General features: G+C 60.9%; 13 protein-coding genes, 1 tRNA gene and 1 riboswitch. Of the genes, 12 read left to right on the top strand and 2 right to left on the bottom strand.

Translation table 11 applies throughout. The features are described 5' to 3' along the window. Positions 1-9: 9 nt before the first annotated feature. Positions 10-7,773, bottom strand: coding sequence for a dermonecrotic toxin domain-containing protein (locus tag NF676_RS20395; protein WP_252886672.1), 7,764 nt, complete (start codon positions 7,771-7,773; stop codon positions 10-12). Between the two features lie 304 nt (positions 7,774-8,077). Between NF676_RS20395 and NF676_RS20390 the strand changes: the two genes are divergently transcribed. From NF676_RS20390 to astE, 7 genes are all read left to right on the top strand, one after another. Further along, the gene (locus NF676_RS20390; protein WP_016773586.1) at positions 8,078-9,298 is read left to right on the top strand and encodes an aspartate aminotransferase family protein; all 1,221 of its coding nucleotides are present in this window, start codon (positions 8,078-8,080) and stop codon (positions 9,296-9,298) included. Between the two features lie 246 nt (positions 9,299-9,544). After that, the gene (aruF, locus tag NF676_RS20385; RefSeq protein ID WP_024014015.1) at positions 9,545-10,564 is read left to right on the top strand and encodes an arginine/ornithine succinyltransferase subunit alpha; all 1,020 of its coding nucleotides are present in this window, start codon (positions 9,545-9,547) and stop codon (positions 10,562-10,564) included. A 51-nt stretch (positions 10,565-10,615) separates the two neighbouring features. Further along, the gene (gene astA, locus NF676_RS20380; RefSeq protein WP_252886671.1) at positions 10,616-11,641 is read left to right on the top strand and encodes an arginine N-succinyltransferase; all 1,026 of its coding nucleotides are present in this window, start codon (positions 10,616-10,618) and stop codon (positions 11,639-11,641) included. Continuing rightward, positions 11,638-13,107: a succinylglutamate-semialdehyde dehydrogenase gene (gene astD, locus NF676_RS20375; RefSeq protein ID WP_236168387.1), complete on the top strand. Its 1,470-nt coding sequence runs from the start codon at positions 11,638-11,640 to the stop codon at positions 13,105-13,107. The genes astA and astD overlap by 4 nt, the downstream gene beginning before the upstream one ends. Before the next feature lie 163 nt (positions 13,108-13,270). Continuing rightward, positions 13,271-14,617, top strand: a complete 1,347-nt coding sequence (astB, locus tag NF676_RS20370) for an N-succinylarginine dihydrolase (RefSeq protein ID WP_095181525.1) — start codon at positions 13,271-13,273, stop codon at positions 14,615-14,617. Positions 14,618-14,674: 57 nt separating this feature from the next. Further along, positions 14,675-14,965 carry a hypothetical protein gene (locus NF676_RS20365; RefSeq protein WP_016773591.1) on the top strand — a complete coding sequence of 97 codons (291 nt, stop codon included), beginning with the start codon at positions 14,675-14,677 and terminating at the stop codon, positions 14,963-14,965. 12 nt (positions 14,966-14,977) lie between these two features. Further along, positions 14,978-15,985 carry a succinylglutamate desuccinylase gene (gene astE, locus NF676_RS20360; protein ID WP_252886670.1) on the top strand — a complete coding sequence of 336 codons (1,008 nt, stop codon included), beginning with the start codon at positions 14,978-14,980 and terminating at the stop codon, positions 15,983-15,985. A gap of 156 nt (positions 15,986-16,141) precedes the next feature. On the opposite strand, the gene NF676_RS20355 is transcribed toward astE, so the two are convergent. After that, complete coding sequence (locus NF676_RS20355) at positions 16,142-16,651, bottom strand: 6,7-dimethyl-8-ribityllumazine synthase (RefSeq protein ID WP_252886669.1); 510 nt, start codon at positions 16,649-16,651, stop codon at positions 16,142-16,144. A 103-nt stretch (positions 16,652-16,754) separates the two neighbouring features. Beyond that, a riboswitch (FMN riboswitch) is annotated at positions 16,755-16,926 on the bottom strand. Between the two features lie 277 nt (positions 16,927-17,203). On the opposite strand from NF676_RS20355, the gene ltaE reads away from it, so the two are divergent. From ltaE to NF676_RS20330, 5 genes are all read left to right on the top strand, one after another. Continuing rightward, positions 17,204-18,208, top strand: a complete 1,005-nt coding sequence (gene ltaE / locus NF676_RS20350) for a low-specificity L-threonine aldolase (RefSeq protein ID WP_252886668.1) — start codon at positions 17,204-17,206, stop codon at positions 18,206-18,208. Between the two features lie 146 nt (positions 18,209-18,354). Then, positions 18,355-20,970, top strand: a complete 2,616-nt coding sequence (gene alaS, locus NF676_RS20345; RefSeq protein ID WP_236168361.1) for an alanine--tRNA ligase — start codon at positions 18,355-18,357, stop codon at positions 20,968-20,970. A gap of 90 nt (positions 20,971-21,060) precedes the next feature. Beyond that, on the top strand, positions 21,061-22,302 hold the full coding sequence (locus tag NF676_RS20340; RefSeq protein ID WP_016773595.1) for an aspartate kinase: 1,242 nt from the start codon (positions 21,061-21,063) through the stop codon (positions 22,300-22,302). A gap of 186 nt (positions 22,303-22,488) precedes the next feature. Continuing rightward, positions 22,489-22,677, top strand: coding sequence for a carbon storage regulator CsrA (csrA, locus tag NF676_RS20335; protein ID WP_002554426.1), 189 nt, complete (start codon positions 22,489-22,491; stop codon positions 22,675-22,677). A 62-nt stretch (positions 22,678-22,739) separates the two neighbouring features. Continuing rightward, a tRNA-Ser gene (locus NF676_RS20330) sits at positions 22,740-22,830 on the top strand. Positions 22,831-22,915: the final 85 nt, after the last annotated feature.

The following is a 22,915-nucleotide window of genomic DNA, read 5'->3' as shown; positions in this document are numbered from 1 at the left end:
GATCGACCCTCAATCGATTTCCATGCCGCCGGAGAAATCATGGAAATCCTCAATCGTCTGATACGCGGTGTCGTTGCTCGACTGCTGCTCCAGCAGGCGCAATTGATACGCCGCCTCATACCGCTGCAGGCGCTGCAAACTTTCGGCAGTCAGCGGGTTGTCGCTGAAGTCGTATTCGGTCAGCACGTCGCCGGGCTGTAAAGGAAACTCGCCCGGCAACTCGGTGATCGCGTTTCCGGACAAGTCCGCGTACATCAATCGAGGCAGTTCGAACAGGCCGTCAGGCACCTTGCTCAAGGCACAGTTGCCCAGACGCACATCGGTCATCTGCGGGAAATGACTCAGATCCGGAGCGATGTTGAGCGGATTGTCGCTCAGGTCCACCGAACTCAGGTTTCTCAGCGTTGCGAATGCTTCTGCGGTCTGCGCAGTCAGCGTGATTTCACAGCCCGGCAGATACAGGCTGCGCAGCCTTTCCATGGCGAAAATCGGGGCGGGAATCTCGCCCAGCGGATAATTGCGGATGTCGATGCCTTTGAGCTTCGGGAACAGCTCCAGCAGACGAACGATCCGAGGCGCAGCGGACGCTGTGGTGGTCAGTTTCAGTTGTTCGATGTGGTCGAAACGCGCAGTCAGCGGCGGCAGCTCACCGGTAAACGACAACTCGCAGCTGACCCTTGGCCCTGTCAGGAACGAGGGCGCACGGCGCAGGTCGTCTTCGAGGTTTTGCCTGAAGTGCTGGCGGTTGAGTCTTTCCCTGGCTGCCGCTTCGGTCGCAAGCGGCATCTGCGTGTCAGTATCGTTGGGAGTCTCGTTGGCCCAGCTATCCAGGCGTTCGAGCAGGCTGGTGAGTTCGGTTTTGCGGCGCATCAGCTCAACACGTCCATCGGCCAGCGTGCCCGCAAGCTTGTAGACCAGATCGTTGGCATCGAAGCCGAACAGCGATGGATAAAGGCTTTGCGCCAGATCGATGTCTTGCTGTTGGACCCAGACACCGAAGTTGTCAGCCTTGGCCTGGAATGCGGCCTTGATCCGTTCTCTGGAAGCAACCGACAACGGGTTGCCGCCCAGTTCAATGCCGCGATCGGAATACTGCGTCAGTTGCGCCGGCAATTCGCTGATGTTGTTGTCGCTCAGCAACGCGACTTCCAGGTGCGGCAGCTGTTCCAGCCCGGCGGGAACACTATCGATGCCGGTGTTGATCAGGTCGATGAACGTCAGGTTCTGCAGGGTCGATAGATCGGGCGTCACCTGCAGAGGGTTGCTATACAAGTCCAGAGATTTCAATCGGGTCATCGTGGACAGGATCGCTTGTCCGGCAGGATCCAGAGTGATCTGGCACTTGCTCAGCATCAACCTCTCAAGCAACGGCAGGCTTGGCAACGATTGGGGTATCCGGCCCAAGGCGAAATCCTGCAGTTCCAGTCCGCGCAGGCCGCTGAAGCTTCGGAAAAACCCATCTGGAATGTTCAGCCCCGGATTGCCCTGAAGGTTGAGATGCGTGATGTGGCTGAAGTCAGCGGTCAGTTCCGGCAATTCGCCGGTGAATGTCGCATCGGCTTCGAAAGTATTGAACCGCAGGGCTGAGTTTTCGTTTTGCCGGCCGCGCCAGAGTTTCTCAAGGTCGCTGCTGAATCTTTGTCTGGCGGCGAGTTCTGCAAATCTTTCCGGCGCAGTCCAGGGCAGCTCTGTCGAAGGGTTGTTGACCGGCAAGCGCGCGCTCCATGTGTTGAGATCACTGGTCATGCGGGCGATTTCCGCCTCCCATCTGATCAGTTGCGCCGTGCCGGTCTGTAATGTCCCGGGCAGGCGATAAATCATGTTGATCGCAGCGTTTTCGCCCAGTCGCGGGAACAGTCTCTGCGCCATGGCAATGTCAGCCGATGCCGGCTTGATCCGGAAGTTGCGCCCTTGTGCGGCGTAGTAGCGCTTGACGCGCTCGCGGGCATTCATGGACAGAGGATTGTCGTTCAGATAGACGCTGTCGGCCCGCTCGGGATGCAAACTGAAGACAGCGTCGGGCAGCACGGTTATCTGGTTGTTATTGAGATGGAGCTCTCGCAGTAGCGGATGCTCGGCGATGCCCTTCGGCACGCTCGTCAGTTCGCTATGGCCGAGCGAGAAGTTCGTCACCTTGGGCAGGATTGTCAGGTCTGGCGCGTTTGTCAGTGGGTTATGGCTCAGATCGAGCAACCGCAACTCGGGCAGCGCGCCAAGTACCTGCTGCCCGGCAGGGGTAAGCGTCAGCGCGCAGTCATTGAGTTTGAGCTCTTTGAGATAGTGCAGACGGCTGACGAATGAAGGGATGTCATAGAGTGTGAAAGCTTTCAGTTCCAGCATCTGAAGATTCGGGAACAAGGCAGCGAACGGCTCCAGTCCCGCGATCGTCACGTTGCCCGCGAGCTTGAGGCTGGTAACGTGATCGAAGTTGACCGTCAGGCGCGGCATTTCGCCGAGGAACTTGAGGTCTGCCGCGAAAGAAGTCGTGCGCCTGCCGGTTCCCATCGATCTTTCGCCCCAGAAATCCTTTATCAATTGCTTGAAGTCCGAGCGTGCGGATCGTTGCGCCAAACGTTCGCTTGCGCTCAAGGCTTGACGCGTAACCGGGTGCGCAGACGGCGTTGCCAAGGCCCAGCGGGTCAGGTCATCGCGCATCTGTTGCTGTTCTGCTTGCCAGCGAAGCAGCTGTTGGCGACCGTCGGCCAGGTCGCCGGGCAAGTCGTAAATCATCTCGCTGGCCTCTTGCTTGTTCAAACCGGGAAACAACTGCCGGGCGAGGCTCACGTCCGGCTCGGCCGCCAATACGTCGAAGTCGTTGCGATGGAGGCGGTAGTAGTTTTTGATCTGGTCGCGGGTGGCGGCCGATAGCGGGTTGTCGGCAAGGTCAATGCCGTCACTGCGCTCGGCGGGGAGGTCGAACAGCGCCTCGGGCAGTTGCGTGATGCGGTTGCCTGCGAGCACTGCGGTTCGCAACCCCGGATGGCTGGCCAGTCCTTCGGGAACGACGGTCAGCCCGCAGTTGGACAGATCGAGATAGATCAATTCGGGCAACAAATTCAGGTCGGGGAACGTACCCAACGGATTGTCGCTCAGGTCCAGTGAGTCGAGGCTGCCAAGTGACAGCAGCGCAGCCTGGTTTTCCGGGGTCATGACCACGCCACAATTTTTCAGCTCCAGATCGCTCAGTTGAGGCAGTTTTGCTTCGCCCAGCGCAAGCGGTCCCAGTTCGAAACCGTTCATTTTCAGCTTGGCAAGGTTGGGGAAGCACTCCACGAAGCGCAGGGCAGCGGTGCTATTGGCGGTGCCGGTGAGGTTCAGCTGCGTCGCGCGCTCGAGACCGGCGCTGAGTATCGGCATATCCCCACTGAACGTCGCCGTTGCCCTGAGTTCTTCAAGGCGCGGGTACAGGGGCGGGCTGCGCCAGAATTGCTCGATCTGTTGCGCAAAGGATCGCCGGGCCTCCAGTTCGCGGGCCTGTGCCTCGAGGGGAAGACGTTCCCCCGACTCAGAGGCGGTCACGGTGGCCTGGTTGATCCATTGACTGAGTTCGAGATTCAGCACGCCGAGTTCATTTTCCCAGCGGGACAACTGTGCGCCGCACTCCGCCAATGGCCCGGGCAATCGGTACAACACCTGTGTTGCGCCTTCCGTGTCGAGGGATGGAAACAAGGCGATGGTGCGTTGCAGATCCTCCTGCACGGGCCGGACGCCGAAGTGCCTTCCGGTGTGCTCGTAGAATACTTTTACCCGCTCGCGAGAAGCCGCCGTCAACGGGTTATCGGCGAAGGTATAACCATCGCTGAGGGAGCTTGCCAGGTTGAAAAAACTGTCCGGTATCCGCGTGATGCGGTTGCGATCGAATTGCGCCGAAATCAGGCGCGGATGATCCAGCAGATCGTCGGGCACCGTGTGAATGCCGGTATCCGACAGGTTCACGTAGCGCAATGAAGGCAGTGTGTGCAGGTCCGGAGGCAGGCCCAGCGCATTGCCTTGCAGATCGAGCAGGGTGAGCTGCGGCATGGCCGCGAGCACTGACTCTGTGACCGTCGTCAGACTGATCCGACAATTGCGTAAGCGCAATTCGCGCAGCGAGCGCATCGAAGTCAGTGCTTGCGGCAGGCTCGACAGATTGAGGTTGCGCGCATCGATATTCTGCAACTGGCTGAAGGACTGCAGAAAGCTGTCGACAGATGTGGTCATCGGGCTGCCATCAATGGCGAGCGAGGTGATATGGCTGAAGTCTGCTGACAACACGGGCAAGTCGCCCATCACCGCAGGTGTAAGGCGCAAGGCGTATCCGGCGGCAAAGCCCCGGTGATTGATACCCGTGACGTGCTCCCGTCTCCAGGCTTTGAGCAATTGCTCCCGTAGCAGCCTGCGATTCTGGATTTCGGCGCGCTTCTCCAGCGAGGTGGGCGCCGTGCCGGTTTCCGGGTGCACGGCGGGCGGATTGTTGGCCCAGACATGCAGTTCGTTCTGCAATTGCAGGTAGTCATTTTGCAAACGAAGCATTTCGGTGCGCGGGCCTGCGGGACTGCTTCGCATGCTTTCGGCGAGGAAGCGCACTTCATGGTTCGACATGCGTGGATAGAGCACCCGGATGTCTTCTTCGAGGGTGTGCGGCTGGTAAGCGGGGCGCGGCGGACGCGGAGCATGGGCATAACCATCGGTACCGAGCAGGCGCAGGGTGTCGATAGCCGGCGCTCGGGACGGCGTATCGGCAATCACCTGACGCCACTCGTTGCGCTCGAGCGTGCGTTCACGAATGGCCGCCTTCAGCGCCTGACCCTGGCCGATCCGCAGGTCCAGGCTCTGGCGCTCGCTGTCGGGCAATGCGTACAACAGGCTGGAATAGAAATCAGCGAACGAATGCAGCTGCTGCCCACGATCGTCATAAGGTTGGTATTGGCCATCGTCGCGGCGAACCAGCACCTTGTATTCGGGCGCATCGTCACGGCCGATCGTGTCCAGTAACCGGCCCTCGTAGCGCCCGCCGCGGATTTCGATGCGTACATCGCCGCTCCAGCCCGGCAACAATTTGAGGCTGTGCAGCGCCAGAGAATCAGAGTCGTGATTGCTCATCGAATCCAGCTCGAGGCCCTCATATGCGCGGGCAACGCGCACCTCCTCACTGGCCATCTGCATGAGTGCCTGCTGGCGCGGGGGCAATTGTCCTTCGCTGATCTGCAACAGTTCGCTGCCGGTCGCGGTATCGAGCAGTTCGCGGGTAATGCTGGCCGGCAATTGCGGAGGGTGAATCTTGAGTCGAGCGGCCAGCGGGTCGTCGAGGTGCTGGAGGGCTTGATAGCGCGACTCGAACAGCGCGCTGGTGTTGCGTCTGGCGAGGTCGGCCACTTGTTTGCGCAGGTTGTGGCTGCGGACCTCGATGGACGGCGTCGGTCCCGCGAAGGGCTCGTCCAGCAAGGTTTTGATCTGCGTCTCGTCGAGGGCTTGGAGCAGGGTTTTGAGCACGTCGCCACCGGCCAGCGTGTCGTGGCGTAGTTCGATTACCGGCAGGCTTGTGTCGGCAGACGATTGCCACAGTTGCTCGCCTTGGCGATCGAGCAGACGCACGCACTGGTCGGCTGGCCAGCGGCCGTATTCGCTGAGCACCTCCAGTTGCATGGCCGGGTCGGCGCGCAAGAAGACTTCAGCGTCAGCGCTGTCGAGCTGGTCGATGAAGCGTTGCAACTGCTGATCAATCTTGAAGCGCTGGATGCTGTCGGCCAGTAGAGGCGGAACGCTTTCCTGCTCGACATGCATTTTGCGCAACGCGTCTTCGCTGGTTCCGCTGACCTGCAGCACGGTTTCGCGCTCGCTCGCGGACAAGCTCTCGACCGCAGGGCCGATACGGCGCAGCGCGGTTGCGCCATCCCATTCCAGCGGTTGCTCGAGTTCAGTGTGCCAGGCACCTTCGCCATTGTGGCGCAGCACCGGTTGGTATGCGTCGGGGCGACTCGGATGTTCGATGCGGTACTGCCCCGGCACCTGACTTTCCGTGACCGCAAAGTGCGCGTCCTCCAAGGGCAGCAGAAGCTTGTCCTCATGCGCATGCAAACCCAGGGCATCGGGTTGCGAATCGGCACTCGGGCGCTGCGGATGTTTGTAGCGTTCGAGATCCGGTTGCCAGTAGCGGGTGTCACCATTGGCCAGTTGTACCGGTTTGAAGCGGTCGATGAACGCCACGATTTCCTTGGGCAATATCTTGCGGAACTCGGCCGCGCCAATCGCACCGCCGACGGCGAACATGCCCAACTGGATCATCGATTCCACGGTTCCCATCAGGTGTTCGACCGCCTCGGTCGTGCGTCCCTGCGCCCACTCGACAATGCCTTCGAATACTTCATCGAGCATCTGATAGGCCATGTACGCCATCATCGCTTCACCGAGCACCGGCACGAACGGCGCGACGATCATTGTGGCGGTCTGGGCGATGGAAGAGAGGATGTTGACCAGCGAATCCCAGAACGCCCAGCGCGCCCTTTGATCAACCAGGGCAGTCGGTACGGCAATGGTTCGGGCGTCATTGAAAATCTTGTTCAGTTTTGCCTGATACAGGTGTTGCCACACATCGTCGTGAAACGGCGTCAGCGCAGTCTGCAGATCGGGTCGCTCCACTGCGGCTTCGCGCCACGCCGGCCGAGGGTCGCCGGGTTCGTGCGGGTGCCAGCGGATTTCACTCAGCCGGCTGTTGAGGGTGCTGAAGAAGAAGCCGCGCTGGTCGTGATTGACGAAGCGGCTGAAGAACTGCTGATAGTCCCTGGAGCGCAACTGGCGCGTCAGTTCCACGACCATTTCCAATGGCGAGGCGTACTCCTTGAACGGATGTTCGGGGTCATCCGGAACGTAGGCGACGACGCGCGCTGCATTGCGTGTCATGTACAGGTCCGGGGCGAATACCACGATGCCGGTGAGCGGTGCGCAAAGCATCGTCATGTCATGACACAGCAGCGGGGCGCCGTGCACATGCAGGCCTTTCACACCGTCGAGCATGGCTTCGATCAGGCGTACCGCGTTTTCCGACACGTCGCGGTTCATCCGCGCCCATTGCAGGGCCGATTTCATCGCGGCCTTCTGGCTGGCGTCGATCTTGCCGCGCAAGACCGACGCGACCATCGGATCGGAGTAGCCCAGATTGTCTTCCAGACTGGCTTTGTATTTCGCGCCGATATCCAGTCGACGGCACAGTTTTGTGAATGCGGGAATGCTCAGTTTCGCCTTGATCTCGGGCAGGGTTTCAAACTGTCCTGTAGCCGAAGGTGCGCTAGTGAATGTCGACTCGGCTTCGAAGGCGTCGTCTTCGGTTTCCTTGTCTTCGAAGTTATGCAACGCCGCCTCAAGCAGTGACACGGACCAGGCGCGGGCGCCGGTGCGGATCGGAAACCATGGGGTGGTGGCAGGAATGTACAGGCGCACGTAGGTGTTTCTGACATCCAGTTCCAGATCGAAGCAGCTTTTCAGCTCGGCCTTGAGCAGGGGCTCGGCGAAGGCCGCAGCGTCCTGCAAGTGCTCAAGGCTCTTGTCGACCCGGCTCTGCGCGGTGATATGCGCCGCCCCAAGACTTTTCATCAACGCATGCTGTTCGGCTGGCGCGACCTGGAGCGCGGCCGGCTGTTGCGGGGCGCTGGTCTTCAGCGCTTCGCGCCGAGTGGCTGAGGTGTCGCCCAGCCAGGGCGGAATCGCGTTTTTCAGTGGTTGGTAATGCTCGTCCGCATGTTGCGCGTCATGTGCGGCATCCGGGGTTGCCGATGGGGGTGCTTCAGACAAATGCATGGCCATTCCTTGGCGTTGGGAAGAACCCTCAGCAAATCAGCGGCAAGCGACCACCGTGCGGTAGATATTTATGTCTCTGCCGTGGGGGCTGACTTGGTATCCTGCGCGGCCTGCCGCAAATCGGCCGCGCCCGGTAAACTGCGCCTTTGCGACGCTATATGTCGCATTGCCGTAAACCCGGGAAAATCCGGGGTTTGCGCTATAAGAAGTTGTCGCTTGGCGACAAGGCCGGGCACCCAACTGTCCTTACAATCCCCTCATCGCTCGCCAGTTCCAGGCGGGTGTTCCTCTTCAGGAGACTCCGATGTCCGTTGAGCACGCTGCGGTACAACGCGCCGATTTCGACCAGGTAATGGTTCCCAACTACGCGCCTGCCGCTTTCATTCCGGTGCGTGGCGCCGGTTCCCGGGTCTGGGATCAGGCCGGCCGCGAGCTGATCGACTTCGCCGGCGGGATTGCCGTCAACGTTTTGGGCCATGCGCATCCGGCGCTGGTCGGCGCGTTGACCGAACAGGCGAACAAGCTGTGGCACGTGTCCAACGTGTTCACCAACGAACCGGCCCTGCGTCTGGCGCACAAGCTGATCGACGCCACGTTTGCCGAGCGCGTGTTCTTCTGCAACTCCGGCGCCGAAGCCAACGAGGCCGCGTTCAAGCTGGCCCGTCGCGTCGCATTCGACCGTTTCGGCACCGAGAAATACGAAATCATCGCCGCGCTGAACAGCTTCCACGGCCGTACCCTGTTCACCGTCAACGTCGGTGGCCAGTCGAAGTACTCCGACGGTTTCGGCCCGAAAATCACTGGCATCACCCACGTTCCCTACAACGATCTGGCCGCACTGAAAGCCGCAGTGTCCGAGAAGACCTGCGCGGTCGTGCTGGAACCGATCCAGGGCGAGGGCGGCGTGCTGCCGGCCGAGCTGGCTTACCTGCAAGGTGCCCGCGAACTGTGCGATGCGAACAACGCGCTGCTGGTGTTCGACGAAGTGCAGACCGGCATGGGCCGCAGCGGCAAGCTGTTCGCCTACCAGCATTACGGCGTGACCCCGGACATCCTCACCAGCGCCAAGAGCCTGGGCGGTGGTTTCCCGATCGCGGCAATGATGACCACCGAAGCGCTGGCCAAACATCTGGTCGTCGGCACCCACGGCACCACTTACGGCGGCAACCCGCTGGCCTGCGCCGTCGCCGAAGCGGTGATCGACGTGGTCAACACCCCTGAGGTGCTGAACGGCGTGAACGCCAAGCACGACAAGTTCAAGACCCGCCTGCAACAGATCGGCGAGAAATACGGCCTGTTCACTCAGGTGCGTGGTCTCGGTCTGCTGATCGGTTGCGTGCTGAGCGAAGCGTGGAAAGGCAAGGCCAAGGACATCTTCAACGCCGCCGAACAGGAAGGCCTGATGATTCTCCAGGCTGGCCCGGACGTGATCCGTTTCGCCCCGAGCCTGGTGGTGGAAGACGCCGATATCGACGCCGGTCTCGACCGCTTCGAACGTGCTGCAGCGAAGTTGACGCAAGCCTGATGGACCTTTCGGCGCCTGGAGTTTTTCCGGCGCCGAACCAATTTTTGATACCGGGCACATCCACCTGTTGGATTGAACCTGTGGTGAGGGGATTTATCCCCGATGGGCTGCGCAGCGGCCCCAGATTTTTGGGGGTGCTTCGCCCCCCAGCGGGGATAAATCCCCTCGCCACAAGTCCCATTCCTGCATCGATCTTTATGTGGGCCCGGTTTTTTCTGTGAATATTGAAGAGAAAGGAGTGACACCATGCTGGTGATGCGCCCCGCGCAAATGGCTGATCTGGGCGAGGTACAGCGTCTGGCTGCGGACAGCCCGATTGGTGTCACTTCCTTGCCGGATGACGTGGAACGTCTGAGCGACAAGATCGCCGCGAGCGAAGCTTCGTTTGCCGCCGAAGTGAGCTTCAACGGTGAAGAGAGCTACTTCTTCGTCCTCGAAGACTCGAGCACCGGCAAACTGGTCGGCTGCTCGGCCATTGTCGCTTCCGCCGGTTATTCGGAGCCGTTCTACAGCTTCCGTAACGAGACCTTCGTCCACGCCTCCCGCGAGCTGAAGATCCACAACAAGATCCACGTGCTCTCGCAGTGCCACGACCTGACCGGCAACAGCCTGCTGACCAGTTTCTATGTGCAGCGCGAACTGGTCGGATCGCCGTGGGCCGAGCTCAATTCCCGTGGCCGTCTGCTGTTCGTCGCCAGCCATCCAGAGCGTTTTGCCGATTCGGTGGTGACCGAGATCGTCGGTTACAGCGACGAGAATGGCGACTCGCCGTTCTGGGATGCGATCGGGCGTAACTTTTTCGACCTCAACTACGCCGAGGCCGAGCGCCTGTGCGGGCTGAAAAGCCGCACCTTCCTCGCCGAGCTGATGCCGCATTACCCGATCTATGTGCCGCTGCTGCCGGACTCCGCCCAAGAGGCGATGGGCCAGGTGCACCCGCGTGCGCAGATCACTTTCGACATCCTGATGCGCGAAGGCTTCGAAACCGATCACTACATCGACATCTTCGACGGCGGCCCGACCCTGCATGCACGGGTTTCCGGGATCCGTTCGATCGCCCAGAGCCGCGTGGTGCCGGTGAAGATCGGCGAGCCAGTGAAGGGTGCCGGGCGTCAGTACCTGGTGGCCAACGCGCAGTTGCAGGATTACCGCGCGGTGTTACTTGAGCTGGATTACGCGCCGGGCAAACCGGTGACGCTGGATATGGAAGCGGCCGAAGCCCTGGGCGTCGGTGAAGGTGCCAGCGTGCGCCTGGTGGCGGTTTAACGCCTTAGCGAGTTTCACGGGTGGCGCGAGCGGCCCGTTTGAGGAGATAGCATGATTGTTCGTCCCGTACGCAGCAGCGATTTATCCGCGCTGATCGACCTGGCCCGCAGCACCGGCACCGGCCTGACTACCTTGCCGGCCAACGAAGAGCGCCTGACCCACCGGGTCGGCTGGGCCGAGAAGACCTTTCGCGGCGAAGCCGGGCGTGGCGATGCCGACTATCTGTTCGTGCTCGAAGACGATGACGGCCGCGTGGTGGGGATTTCCGCCATCGCCGGCGCGGTCGGCCTGCGTGAGCCCTGGTACAACTTCCGCGTCGGTCTGACGGTCAGCGCTTCGCAAGAGCTGAACATCTACCGCGAAATCCCGACGCTGTTTCTGGCCAACGACCTGACCGGCAATTCCGAGCTGTGCTCGCTGTTCCTGCACGCTGATTACCGCAACGGCCTCAACGGCCGGATGCTGTCCAAGGCGCGCATGCTGTTCATCGCTGAGTTCCCGGAGCTGTTCGGTAACAAGATCATCGCCGAAATGCGTGGCATGTCCGATGACGCCGGGCGCTCGCCGTTCTGGGAAAGCCTCGGCCGGCACTTCTTCAAGATGGAATTCAGCCAGGCCGATTACCTGACCGGCGTCGGCAACAAGGCGTTCATCGCCGAACTGATGCCGAAATTTCCGCTGTACACCTGCTTCCTTTCGCCGGACGCGCGCAACGTCATCGGCCAAGTGCACCCGGACACCGAGCCGGCGCTGGCCATGCTCAAGAGCGAAGGCTTCAGCTACCAGGGTTACGTCGACATCTTCGACGCCGGCCCGGCCATCGAATGCGAAACCAGCAAGATCCGCGCGGTGCGTGACAGCGAAGCACTGGTGCTGGCCGTCGGCACGCCGGGCGATGACGCCACGCCGTTCATCATCCACAACCGCAAGCGCGAGGATTGCCGCATCACGGCTGCACCAGCGCGACTGGCTGCGGGCACCCTGGTGGTCGATCCGCAAACCGCGAAACGTCTTCAACTCAGCGCCGGCGATCAGGTTCGCGCCGTGGCGCTGTCCGCTGCACGGGAGTCGAAATAATGAATTCGCTATACATTGCAGGTGAGTGGCTGGCCGGTCAGGGCGAGGCCTTTCAATCGCTGAACCCGGTGACCCAGCAAGTGCTGTGGGCGGGCGAGGGCGCCACTGTCGCGCAGGTCGAATCGGCGGTTCAGGCCGCTCGTCAGGCCTTTCCCGGCTGGGCGCGCCGTACGCTCGAAGAGCGCATCAGCGTCCTCGAAGCTTTCGCCGCGTCGTTGAAAAACCACGCTGACGAACTGGCTCGCACCATCGGCGAAGAAACCGGCAAACCGCTATGGGAAGCTGCGACCGAAGTCACCAGCATGGTCAACAAGATCGCGATTTCGGTGCAGAGCTACCGCGAGCGCACCGGGGAAAAGAGCGGCCCGCTGGGCGACGCCACCGCCGTATTGCGCCACAAGCCGCACGGCGTGGTCGCGGTGTTCGGCCCTTACAACTTCCCCGGTCACCTGCCTAACGGTCATATCGTCCCGGCGCTGTTGGCCGGTAACAGTGTGCTGTTCAAGCCCAGCGAACTGACACCGAAAGTCGCCGAGCTGACGGTCAAGTGCTGGATCGAAGCCGGTCTGCCGGCAGGCGTGTTGAACCTGCTGCAGGGCGCGCGGGAAACCGGTATCGCTCTGGCGGCGAACCCGGGTATCGACGGTCTGTTCTTCACCGGTTCGAGCCGCACCGGCAATCACCTGCACCAGCAGTTTGCCGGGCGTCCGGACAAGATTCTTGCGCTGGAGATGGGCGGCAACAACCCGCTGGTGGTCGATCAGGTCGCTGATCTGGACGCGGCGGTGTACACCATCATTCAGTCGGCATTCATTTCCGCCGGCCAGCGCTGCACCTGCGCCCGCCGTCTGCTGGTGCCGCAAGGCGCGTGGGGCGACAGCCTGCTCAAGCGACTGGTGGAAGTCAGTTCGACCATTGAAGTCGGTGCGTTCGATCAGCAACCGGCACCGTTCATGGGCTCGGTGATTTCCCTCGGCGCGGCGAAAGCGCTGATGGATGCGCAGGAACAACTGTTGGCCAACGGCGCGGTGGCGCTGCTGGAAATGACTCAGCCACAGGCGCAGTCGGCTTTGCTGACCCCGGGCATTGTCGATGTGACGGCCGTGGCCGAGCGTCCGGACGAAGAACTGTTCGGGCCGCTGCTGCAAGTGATCCGCTATGCCGATTTCGGCGCGGCGATCACTGAAGCCAACAACACTGCTTATGGGCTGGCCGCCGGCTTGCTCTCCGATTCCGAAGCGCGTTACCAGCAGTTCTGGCTGGAAAGCCGCGCCGGCATCGTCAACTGGAACAAACAGCTGACCGGCGCCGCGAGCAGCGCGCCGTTCGGCGGTGTCGGCGCCTCGGGCAACCACCGCGCCAGCGCCTATTACGCAGCGGATTATTGCGCGTACCCGGTGGCGTCGCTGGAAACCCCGAGCCTGGTGTTGCCATCGGCTCTGACGCCTGGCGTGAAAATGGCGTAGCGCCCATTCGCGAGCAGGCTCGCTCCCACAGGTTCAGTGGTGTTCACACATTTTGTGTCCAACCTAAATCCTGTGGGAGCGAGCCTGCTCGCGAAGGCCGCGCCTCGGTCGCAAAGAATAGTTACTGAAGCCTATAACAACAGATTCTCGTGGAGCCTCGCTGATGAAATCCTATGAAGTCAATTTTGACGGTCTAGTGGGGCCGACCCATAACTACGGTGGTCTGTCCTACGGCAACGTCGCCTCGCAGAGCAACAGTCAGCAATCCTCGAACCCGAAGGAAGCGGCGCTGCAAGGTCTGGCAAAAATGAAAGCGCTGATGGACATGGGCTTTCAGCAAGGCGTGCTGGCTCCGCAGGAACGTCCCGACGTGGCGGCGCTGCGTCGTCTGGGCTTCAGCGGCACTGACGCGCAGGTGATCGAGCGCGCCGCCAAAGAAGCGATGCCGCTGCTGGTCGCCAGTTGCTCGGCGTCGAGCATGTGGGTGGCCAACGCCGCCACGGTCAGCCCAAGTGCCGACACCGCTGACGGCCGTGTGCACTTCACCGCCGCCAACCTCAATTGCAAATATCACCGCAGCATCGAACACCCGACCACCAGTCGCGTGCTCGGCGCGATGTTCGCCAATCAACAGCACTTCGCCCATCACGCCGCATTGCCGGCGGTGGCGCAGTTCGGCGACGAAGGCGCGGCCAACCACACGCGTTTCTGCCGTGAGTACGGCGAGGCGGGCGTCGAGTTTTTCGTGTTCGGCCGCAGTGCGTTCGACAACCGTTTCCCGGCGCCGCAGAAATACCCAGCACGCCAGACCCTCGAAGCCTCGCAAGCCGTCGCGCGTCTGCACGGTCTGCGTGACGAAGGCGTGGTCTACGCGCAGCAGAATCCCAACGTCATCGATCAGGGTGTGTTCCACAACGACGTGATCGCTGTGGGCAATGGTGAAGTGCTGTTTTATCACGAGGACGCGTTCCTCGAGACCGACAAGATGCTCGCCGAACTGCAAGGCAAACTGGCCAAGGTCGGCGGTAACTTCCAGTCCGTTTGCGTGCCGCGTTCGGCAGTCACCGTGGATGACGCGGTGCGTTCCTACCTGTTCAACAGCCAGTTGCTCTCGCGTCCTGACGGTTCGATGCTGCTGATCGTGCCGCAGGAATGCCAGGCCAACGAACGCGTCTGGGCTTATCTGCAAAGCCTGACCAGCTCCGGCGGAATGATCCGCGAAGTTAAAGTCTTCGATCTCAAGCAAAGCATGCAGAACGGCGGTGGTCCGGCGTGCCTGCGTCTGCGCGTGGCGCTGAATGAAACCGAACTGGCGGCGGTCAACCCAGGGGTTATCATGACGGCCCCGTTATACGGTTCGTTGACCGCATGGGTTGAAAAGCACTACCGCGACCGCCTGAGCGAAACCGATCTGGCGGACCCGCAGTTGCTGCTTGAATGCCGGACGGCACTGGATGAACTGACGCAAATCCTTAAACTGGGCGCGGTTTATCCCTTCCAGATCAATTGATCGCCAGCGCGCTGCCTGAACGCGGCGCGCGGCGCGTCACCCCAAGAGAGTAAAAACATGAGCGATTCCCTGCAGCTGATCCTTGAAGACACCGACGGCACGCAATTGCAAACCTCGTGCACCCGCGTTGCGGTCATGTGGCAAGGCAAAGAGCTGTGGATCCAGCAGGACGGCCGTGGCCAGCTGCTGATCGGCGTCGACGTCGAGGAAGGTGACGAAGAGTACGCCAACCTGCTGCTGCGCCCATTGGCGACTAATCTGGTAAGTCTGCAACTGGAAATGGAACCGGCTGACCTCGGCGCTGACGAGGATCACGTACACGGCCCGGATTGCAACCACGACCACTAAGGAAACCGCTCTATGCTCGCCCTCGGCAAACTGCTTGAACTGACCCTCGCCGGCCGCGAACCGGCGGAGAAGACTCAACTGACTGTCGAAGGCGTGCGCATGCGCTGGTTGAGCGAAGGGGCGCTGGAAGTCCGGCCCCCGGAAGCGCGCGACAATGGCCTGGACCTGCTGCTGTCGGCAGGCATCCATGGCAACGAAACGGCACCGATCGAGTTGCTCGACCGGCTGCTGCACGACATCGCACGCGGCGATCTGAAGCCGCGCGCACGTATTCTGTTCCTGTTCGGCAACCCGGAAGCGATTCGCAAGGGTGAGCGTTTCGTCGAGCAGGACGTCAATCGACTGTTCAACGGTCGCCACGAACAAAGCAGCGGCTCGGAAGCGTTGCGCGCCTGTGAGCTGGAACGGCTGGCGGCGAGTTTCTTCAGCAAGCCCGATCGCGAGCGTCTGCACTACGACCTGCACACCGCGATTCGTGGTTCGAAGATCGAACAGTTCGCCTTGTACCCGTGGAAGGAAGGGCGCCAGCATTCCCGTCGCGAACTGGCGCGCCTGCGCGCCGCCGGCATGGAAGCAGTGCTGTTGCAGAACAAACCATCCATCGTGTTCAGTTCGTACACCTACGACAAACTCGACGCCGAGGCTTTCACCCTGGAACTGGGCAAGGCGCGGCCGTTCGGGCAGAACGACGGCGTTAACGTTTCACTGCTGGAAACCCGCCTGAAGCAGATCATCGAAGGCGCTGAGCCGGAGACAGAAGAAGGGCTGGATGGTTTGCAGCTGTTCAGCGTGGCGCGGGAAATCATCAAGCACAGCGATGCGTTCCGCCTGAATCTGCCGGCGGATATCGAGAACTTTTCCGAGCTGGAGCCGGGTTATGTGTTGGCCGAGGATCTGGCCAATACCCGCTGGGTGATCGAAGAGCAGGGCGCGCGGATCATCTTCCCCAACCCCAAGGTCAAGAACGGCCTGCGCGCCGGCATCCTGATCGTCCCGAGCACCGACGAAAACCTCGCCTGACGTTCCGATTAACGCGAAGCACTGTGGGAGCGAGCCTGCTCGCGAATGCTGACTGTCTGCCAACTTCTTTGGTGGCTGACACGGCGCCTTCGCGAGCAGGCTCGCTCCCACATTTGAATTCGGGTGGGGCTTAAGTCCCCACCCGGCCTGGTGCAGTCAGACCGCTACAGCGCGCGGCTCCGTGCGACGCAACGCGCGAATCTTCTGCAACGTATCCGCGCAAGTCCGCGCCGCTTCCTGACCCTTGTGCACAAAGTGCTCGAAGAAGAACTTCTGATGCTCTTCGCCCGAATGGAAGTGGTGCGGGGTGAGCGACACCGAGAACACCGGCACTTCGGTTTCCAACTGCACCTGCATCAGGCCGGTGACCACCGATTGCGCGACGAATTCGTGGCGATAAATGCCGCCGTCCACCACCAAAGCGGCGGCGACAATGCCAGCGTAACGGCCTGACTTGGCCAGCAGCTTGGCGTGCAGCGGCATTTCAAAGGCGCCGCCGACTTCAAAAAAGTCGATGTCCGATTCCTGATAACCCTGCACCAGCATTTCAGCGACGAAGCCTTTGCGGCTCTGGTCGACGATTTCCTTGTGCCAGCAGGCCTGGATGAACGCGACGCGCTCGCCCTGTGGGTGTTTGCTTTTGCTGTCGATAGCGGTGGGTTGCATGTTCTGACTCCTGTTTGTGTGAAAAACAGGGCGTTATGAATCGAAAGGGATGCAAGGGTGCGAGCGCAGGCACGAGTGCACGCGGACGGCCCTTTGGCGTCGATCCCGTTCTCTCTTCATCCGGACTATGACCGTCGGCCCCGGGATCACACCGGGTCTGCTGACCTTGCCGACGCACCCGATCCAAGCCGTGTGCAGCGCCAAGCGCTCGCGGGCTATGCGCGTTGCGCGCAATTACCGCCGGTGGGGAATTGCACCCCGCCCTGAGAACGTTTTCGCCGCCCATAGGCGGGCGGCGGCAAGTTTGTAACACATATTTCCCGGCCATGCACATGACACTGTGGGAGCGAGCCCGCTCGCGAAAGCGGCTTCACATTCAACGAAGATGCTGACTGTTACTCCGCTCTCGCGAGCAGGCTCGCTCCCACATGGGCTTTGTCTGCTCGAGGAAGAATGGGGTTTTTCCGCGTTCAAGGGTTGATTAATCCGCGCCATGACCGCAGTAATCCCACTTCACAAAGGGATTTCCCCATCTGACCAGAGGCCAGGTTCATGAGCGTTATCGATCTTCGCAGCGACACCGTCACCCAACCGACTCCCGCCATGCTCGACGCGATGACCGCAGCGGACACCGGCGACGATGTGTACGGCGAAGATCCGACGGTCAATCGCCTCGAGGCCGAACTGGCCAAGCGCCTGGGCTTTGCCGCCGCGTTGTTCGTGCCGACCGGGACCATGAGCAACCTGCTCGGCCTGATGGCGCACTGCGAGCGTGGCGACGAATACATCGTCGGTCAGCAGGCGCACACCTACAAGTACGAAGGTGGCGGGGCGGCGGTGCTCGGCTCGATTCAGCCGCAGCCGCTGGAGGTGCAGGCCGACGGTTCGCTGGATCTGGATCAGGTCGCCGCCGCGATCAAACCGGACGATTTCCATTTCGCCCGCAGCCGTTTGCTGGCGCTGGAAAACACCATGCAGGGCAAGGTGCTGCCGCTGGAGTACCTGGCGCGCGCGCGACGCTTTACTCAGGAACACGGCCTGCAATTGCACCTGGACGGCGCGCGGCTGTACAACGCGGCGGTCAAGCTTGGCGTCGATGCCCGGGAGATCACCCAGCATTTCGATTCGGTGTCGGTGTGCCTGTCCAAAGGCCTCGGCGCACCGGTCGGTTCGGTGCTGTGCGGTTCCGAGCAACTGATCGGCAAAGCGCGGCGTTTGCGCAAAATGGTCGGTGGCGGCATGCGTCAGGCCGGGTTGCTCGCGGCGGCTGGCTTGTACGCACTGGATCATCACGTCGAACGGCTGGCGGACGACCATGCCAACGCACAGTTGCTGGCCGAGGGCTTGCGTGAAGCCGGTTTCATCGTCGAGCCAGTGCAAACCAACATGGTTTATGTGCAAATGGGCGACAGGGCCGCAGCACTCAAGGACTTTGCCGGCGAACGCGGGATCAGGCTCAGCGCCGCTGCGCGCTTGCGCATGGTCACGCACATGGACGTCAGCCGCGCGCAAATCGAGCAAGTGATCGCGACATTCGTCGAGTTTTCACGCAAGTGACAGCGTCAGCCGTCCAATTGACCGTTTCTATCGTATAAACACGCTGTACCCCGCGCGCAGGGCCGATATAATGCGGCCCTTTGCCGTCGCTTCGTCTCATGACGTTTCGAACAGGCCTTTGGCCGCAGCCTCCGTGGAAGAACCTAATGAAAAGCGCAGAAATCCGTGAAGCCTTCCTTCGCTTCTTCGAAGAGCAAGGCCACACCCGTGTAGCCTCCAGCTCTTTGATTCCGGGCAACGACCCAACCCTGCTGTTCACCAACGCGGGGATGAACCAGTTCAAGGACTGCTTCCTGGGCCAGGAAAAACGTGCGTACACCCGTGCCACCAGCAGCCAGAAATGCGTGCGCGCCGGCGGCAAGAACAGTGACCTGGAAAACGTCGGTTATACCGCGCGTCACCACACGTTCTTCGAAATGCTCGGCAACTTCAGCTTCGGCGACTACTTCAAGCACGACGCGATCACCTTCGCCTGGACCTTCCTCACTGGCGTGCTCAAGCTGCCGAAGGAAAAGCTCTGGGTCACCGTCTACGCCACCGACGACGAAGCGTATGACATCTGGACACAGAAAATCGGTGTGCCAGCCGAGCGCATGATCCGCATCGGCGACAACAAGGGCGCGCCGTACGCTTCCGACAACTTCTGGACCATGGGCGATACCGGCCCGTGCGGCCCGTGCACCGAGATTTTCTACGATCACGGCGAGCACATCTGGGGCGGCCCGCCGGGCTCGCCGGAAGAAGATGGCGACCGCTACATCGAGATCTGGAACAACGTATTCATGCAGTTCAACCGCACCGCCGATGGCGTGTTGCATCCGTTGCCAGCGCCGTCGGTGGACACCGGCATGGGCCTGGAGCGGATCAGTGCGGTGATGCAGCACGTCAACTCCAACTACGACATCGACCTGTTCAAGAATCTGCTCAAGGCTTCGGCTGAAGCGATCGGCTGCGAAAACGGCGATCAGTCGTCGCTCAAAGTCGTTTCCGACCACATCCGTTCCTGCGGTTTCCTGATCGCCGACGGCGTGCTGCCGTCCAACGAAGGTCGCGGTTACGTGCTGCGCCGGATCATCCGTCGCGCCTGCCGTCACGGCAACAAGCTCGGCGCCACCGGCAGCTTTTTCTACAAGATCGTCGCGGCGCTGGTCGCCGAAATGGGCGAAGCCTTCCCGGAACTGAAGAAGCAGCAAAGCAACATCGAGCGCGTGCTCAAGGCTGAAGAGGAGCAGTTCTCCAAGACCTTGGAGCACGGCCTGAAAATCCTCGAGCAGGATCTGGCCGAGCTCAAAGGCACCGTGGTGCCGGGCGACGTGGTGTTCAAACTCTACGACACCTACGGTTTCCCGATGGACCTGACCGCCGACATCGCCCGCGAACGCGGCCTGACCGTCGACGAAGCCGGTTTCGAGCGTGAGATGGAAGCGCAGCGTGTTCGCGCGCGTTCGGCCAGCTCGTTCGGTCTGGACTACAACACACTGGTCAAGGTCGACGTGGCCACTGAGTTCACCGGCTATGCCGCCACCCGCGGCTCGGCGAAAATCGTTGCCATCTATAAGGATGGTCAGTCGGTCGACGTGCTGAGCGAAGGTCAGGAAGGCGTGATCGTGCTCAACCAGACGCCGTTCTACGCCGAATCCGGTGGCCAGATCGGCGACTGCGGTTTCATTCAGGCCGGCGACAGCCGGTTTGACGTGCGCGATACCACCAAGACCGGCGGCGCATTCCTGCACCACGGTGTGCTGGCCTCGGGCAGTCTGACCATCGGCGCACCGGTGGAAACCCACGTCGACGCCGAAGTACGTCACGCCACCGCGCTGAACCACTCGGCTACTCACTTGCTGCACGCCGCGCTGCGTCAGGTGCTGGGCGAGCATGTGCAACAGAAAGGTTCGTTGGTCGACAGTCAGCGTCTGCGTTTCGACTTCAGCCACTTCGAAGCGATCAAGCCAGAGCAGATCAAGCAGCTGGAAGACATCGTCAACGCCGAGATTCGCAAGAACTCCGCCGTTGAAACCGAAGAAACCGACATCGAAACCGCTAAGAACAAAGGCGCCATGGCGCTGTTCGGCGAGAAGTACGGCGACAGCGTGCGCGTGCTGAGCATGGGCGACTTCTCGGTCGAACTGTGCGGCGGTATCCACGCCAACCGTACCGGCGACATCGGCCTGCTGAAAATCATCAGCGAAGGCGGTGTGGCATCGGGCGTGCGTCGTATCGAGGCAGTCACCGGTGCTGCGGCGCTGGCCTACTTGAACGCGGCAGAAGAACAACTCAAGGAAGCGGCCAGCCTGGTCAAGGGCAGCCGCGACAACCTGATCGACAAGCTCTCGGCGGTACTGGAGCGCAACCGTCTGCTGGAGAAACAACTCGAGCAGTTGCAGGCCAAGGCAGCCAGCGCTGCGGGCGACGATCTGTCGGCCTCGGCGGTGGACGTCAAGGATGTGAAGGTGCTGGCTGCCCGTCTGGACGGTCAGGATGGCAAGGCGCTGCTGGCGCTGGTCGATCAGCTGAAAAACAAACTCGGCCGCGCAGTGATCCTGCTCGGCGGTGTCCATGAGGAAAAGGTCGTACTGGTTGCAGGCGTAACCAAGGACCTGACTGGCCAACTCAAAGCCGGTGATTTGATGAAACAGGCTGCTGCGGCAGTGGGCGGGAAGGGCGGTGGTCGTCCGGACATGGCGCAGGGCGGTGGTGTCGATGCCGCTGCGCTGGATGGCGCACTGGCGCTGACCGTTCCATTCGTCGAGCAGGCTTTATAAGACGGCTCGCCAGGCCCGCAGTCTAGTGGCGGGCCTGGCGACTGTTCGAAAGATTATTGGGCGCCCTTCATGGGCAGAGGCGGCTTTGAAATGGCTTTGATCGTACAGAAATTTGGAGGCACCTCGGTCGGCACTGTCGAGAGAATCGAGCAGGTCGCCGACAAGGTTAAGAAATTCCGCGATGCCGGCGATGACCTGGTGGTTGTGCTGTCTGCAATGAGCGGCGAAACCAACCGTCTGATCGATCTGGCCAAGCAAATCAGTGGCGAGGCACAACCGGTTCCGCGCGAGCTGGACGTGATCGTCTCCACCGGTGAGCAGGTGACGATTGCCCTGTTGGCCATGGCGCTGATCAAGCGCGGTGTGCCGGCGGTGTCGTACACCGGTAATCAGGTGCGGATCCTGACTGACAGTGCGCACAATAAAGCGCGTATCTTGCAGATTGATGACCAGAAGATTCGCGGTGATCTAAAGGCTGGTCGCGTGGTGGTTGTCGCCGGTTTCCAGGGTGTCGACGAGCACGGCAACATCACCACCCTCGGTCGCGGCGGTTCCGATACCACCGGCGTGGCACTGGCTGCGGCCTTGAAAGCGGATGAATGCCAGATCTACACCGACGTCGACGGTGTCTACACCACCGACCCGCGTGTGGTGCCGGTCGCTCAGCGTCTGGACAAGATCACCTTCGAAGAGATGCTGGAAATGGCCAGCCTCGGTTCCAAGGTCCTGCAGATCCGTGCGGTGGAATTCGCCGGCAAGTACAACGTTCCGCTGCGCGTACTGCACAGCTTCAAGGAGGGTCCGGGCACCCTCATTACTATTGATGAAGAGGAAACCATGGAACAGCCGATCATTTCCGGCATCGCTTTCAACCGCGATGAAGCCAAGCTGACCATCCGTGGCGTGCCAGACACCCCGGGCGTGGCGTTCAAGATTCTCGGCCCGATCAGTGCCGCGAACATCGAAGTCGACATGATCGTGCAGAACGTCGCGCACGATAACACCACCGACTTCACCTTCACCGTGCACCGCAACGACTACCAGGCTGCACAGACCGTGCTGGAAAACACCGCTCGCGAGATCGGTGCCCGTGAAGTGGTTGGCGACACCAAGATCGCCAAGGTCTCGATCGTCGGCGTCGGCATGCGTTCTCACGCAGGCGTGGCCAGCCGCATGTTCGAATCCCTGGCAAAAGAAAGCATCAACATCCAGATGATCTCGACTTCGGAAATCAAGGTTTCCGTAGTGATCGAAGAGAAGTACCTGGAACTGGCCGTGCGCGCGCTGCACACGGCTTTCGAACTGGATGCGCCGGCCCGTCAGGGCGAGTAATCCGCTTCTGTGAAGGGCGCGGTCTGACCGCGCCCTTTATTTTTGAATGGCGCGGGCCCTGAACTGTTCTTTTGCTCGCGCTGGTCAATACTCAGGCATGTAGGGCTACGATCGCTGCGGTTGTAGGTCGGGTGCCTTTTTTTTGCAGACTGTTGTCCCTGAAATGAATGGCGTAAGGAGAAAGGTATGCTGATTCTGACTCGTCGGTGCGCGGAAAGCCTGATTATCGGTGACGGCGAAATCACCGTGACCGTGCTCGGCGTCAAAGGAAACCAGGTGCGTATCGGCGTCAACGCTCCGAAAGAGGTTGCGGTGCACCGTGAGGAAATTTACCTGCGTATAAAGAAAGAGAAGGACGAAGAACCAAGCCATTAATTTTTATCGATTTTTATGTTTGCAAACGGGGAAGAAGCTGGTTAATATACGCCCCGTGTTGCGGAGAGCTGGCCGAGTGGCCGAAGGCGCTCCCCTGCTAAGGGAGTACACCTCAAAAGGGTGTCGGGGGTTCGAATCCCCCGTTCTCCGCCATTATTTGCTTAGTACGTCGTAATCTGGCTTCTTCTGTAAGTTGTTGAAATTACTAGAAAAAGTGTTTGACATAGAGATTAGACGG

The sequence above is a fragment of the Pseudomonas siliginis genome (assembly GCF_024072275.1).
Classification (GTDB): domain Bacteria; phylum Pseudomonadota; class Gammaproteobacteria; order Pseudomonadales; family Pseudomonadaceae; genus Aquipseudomonas; species Aquipseudomonas siliginis.
This window is presented reverse-complemented; position numbering and strand designations above follow the sequence as displayed.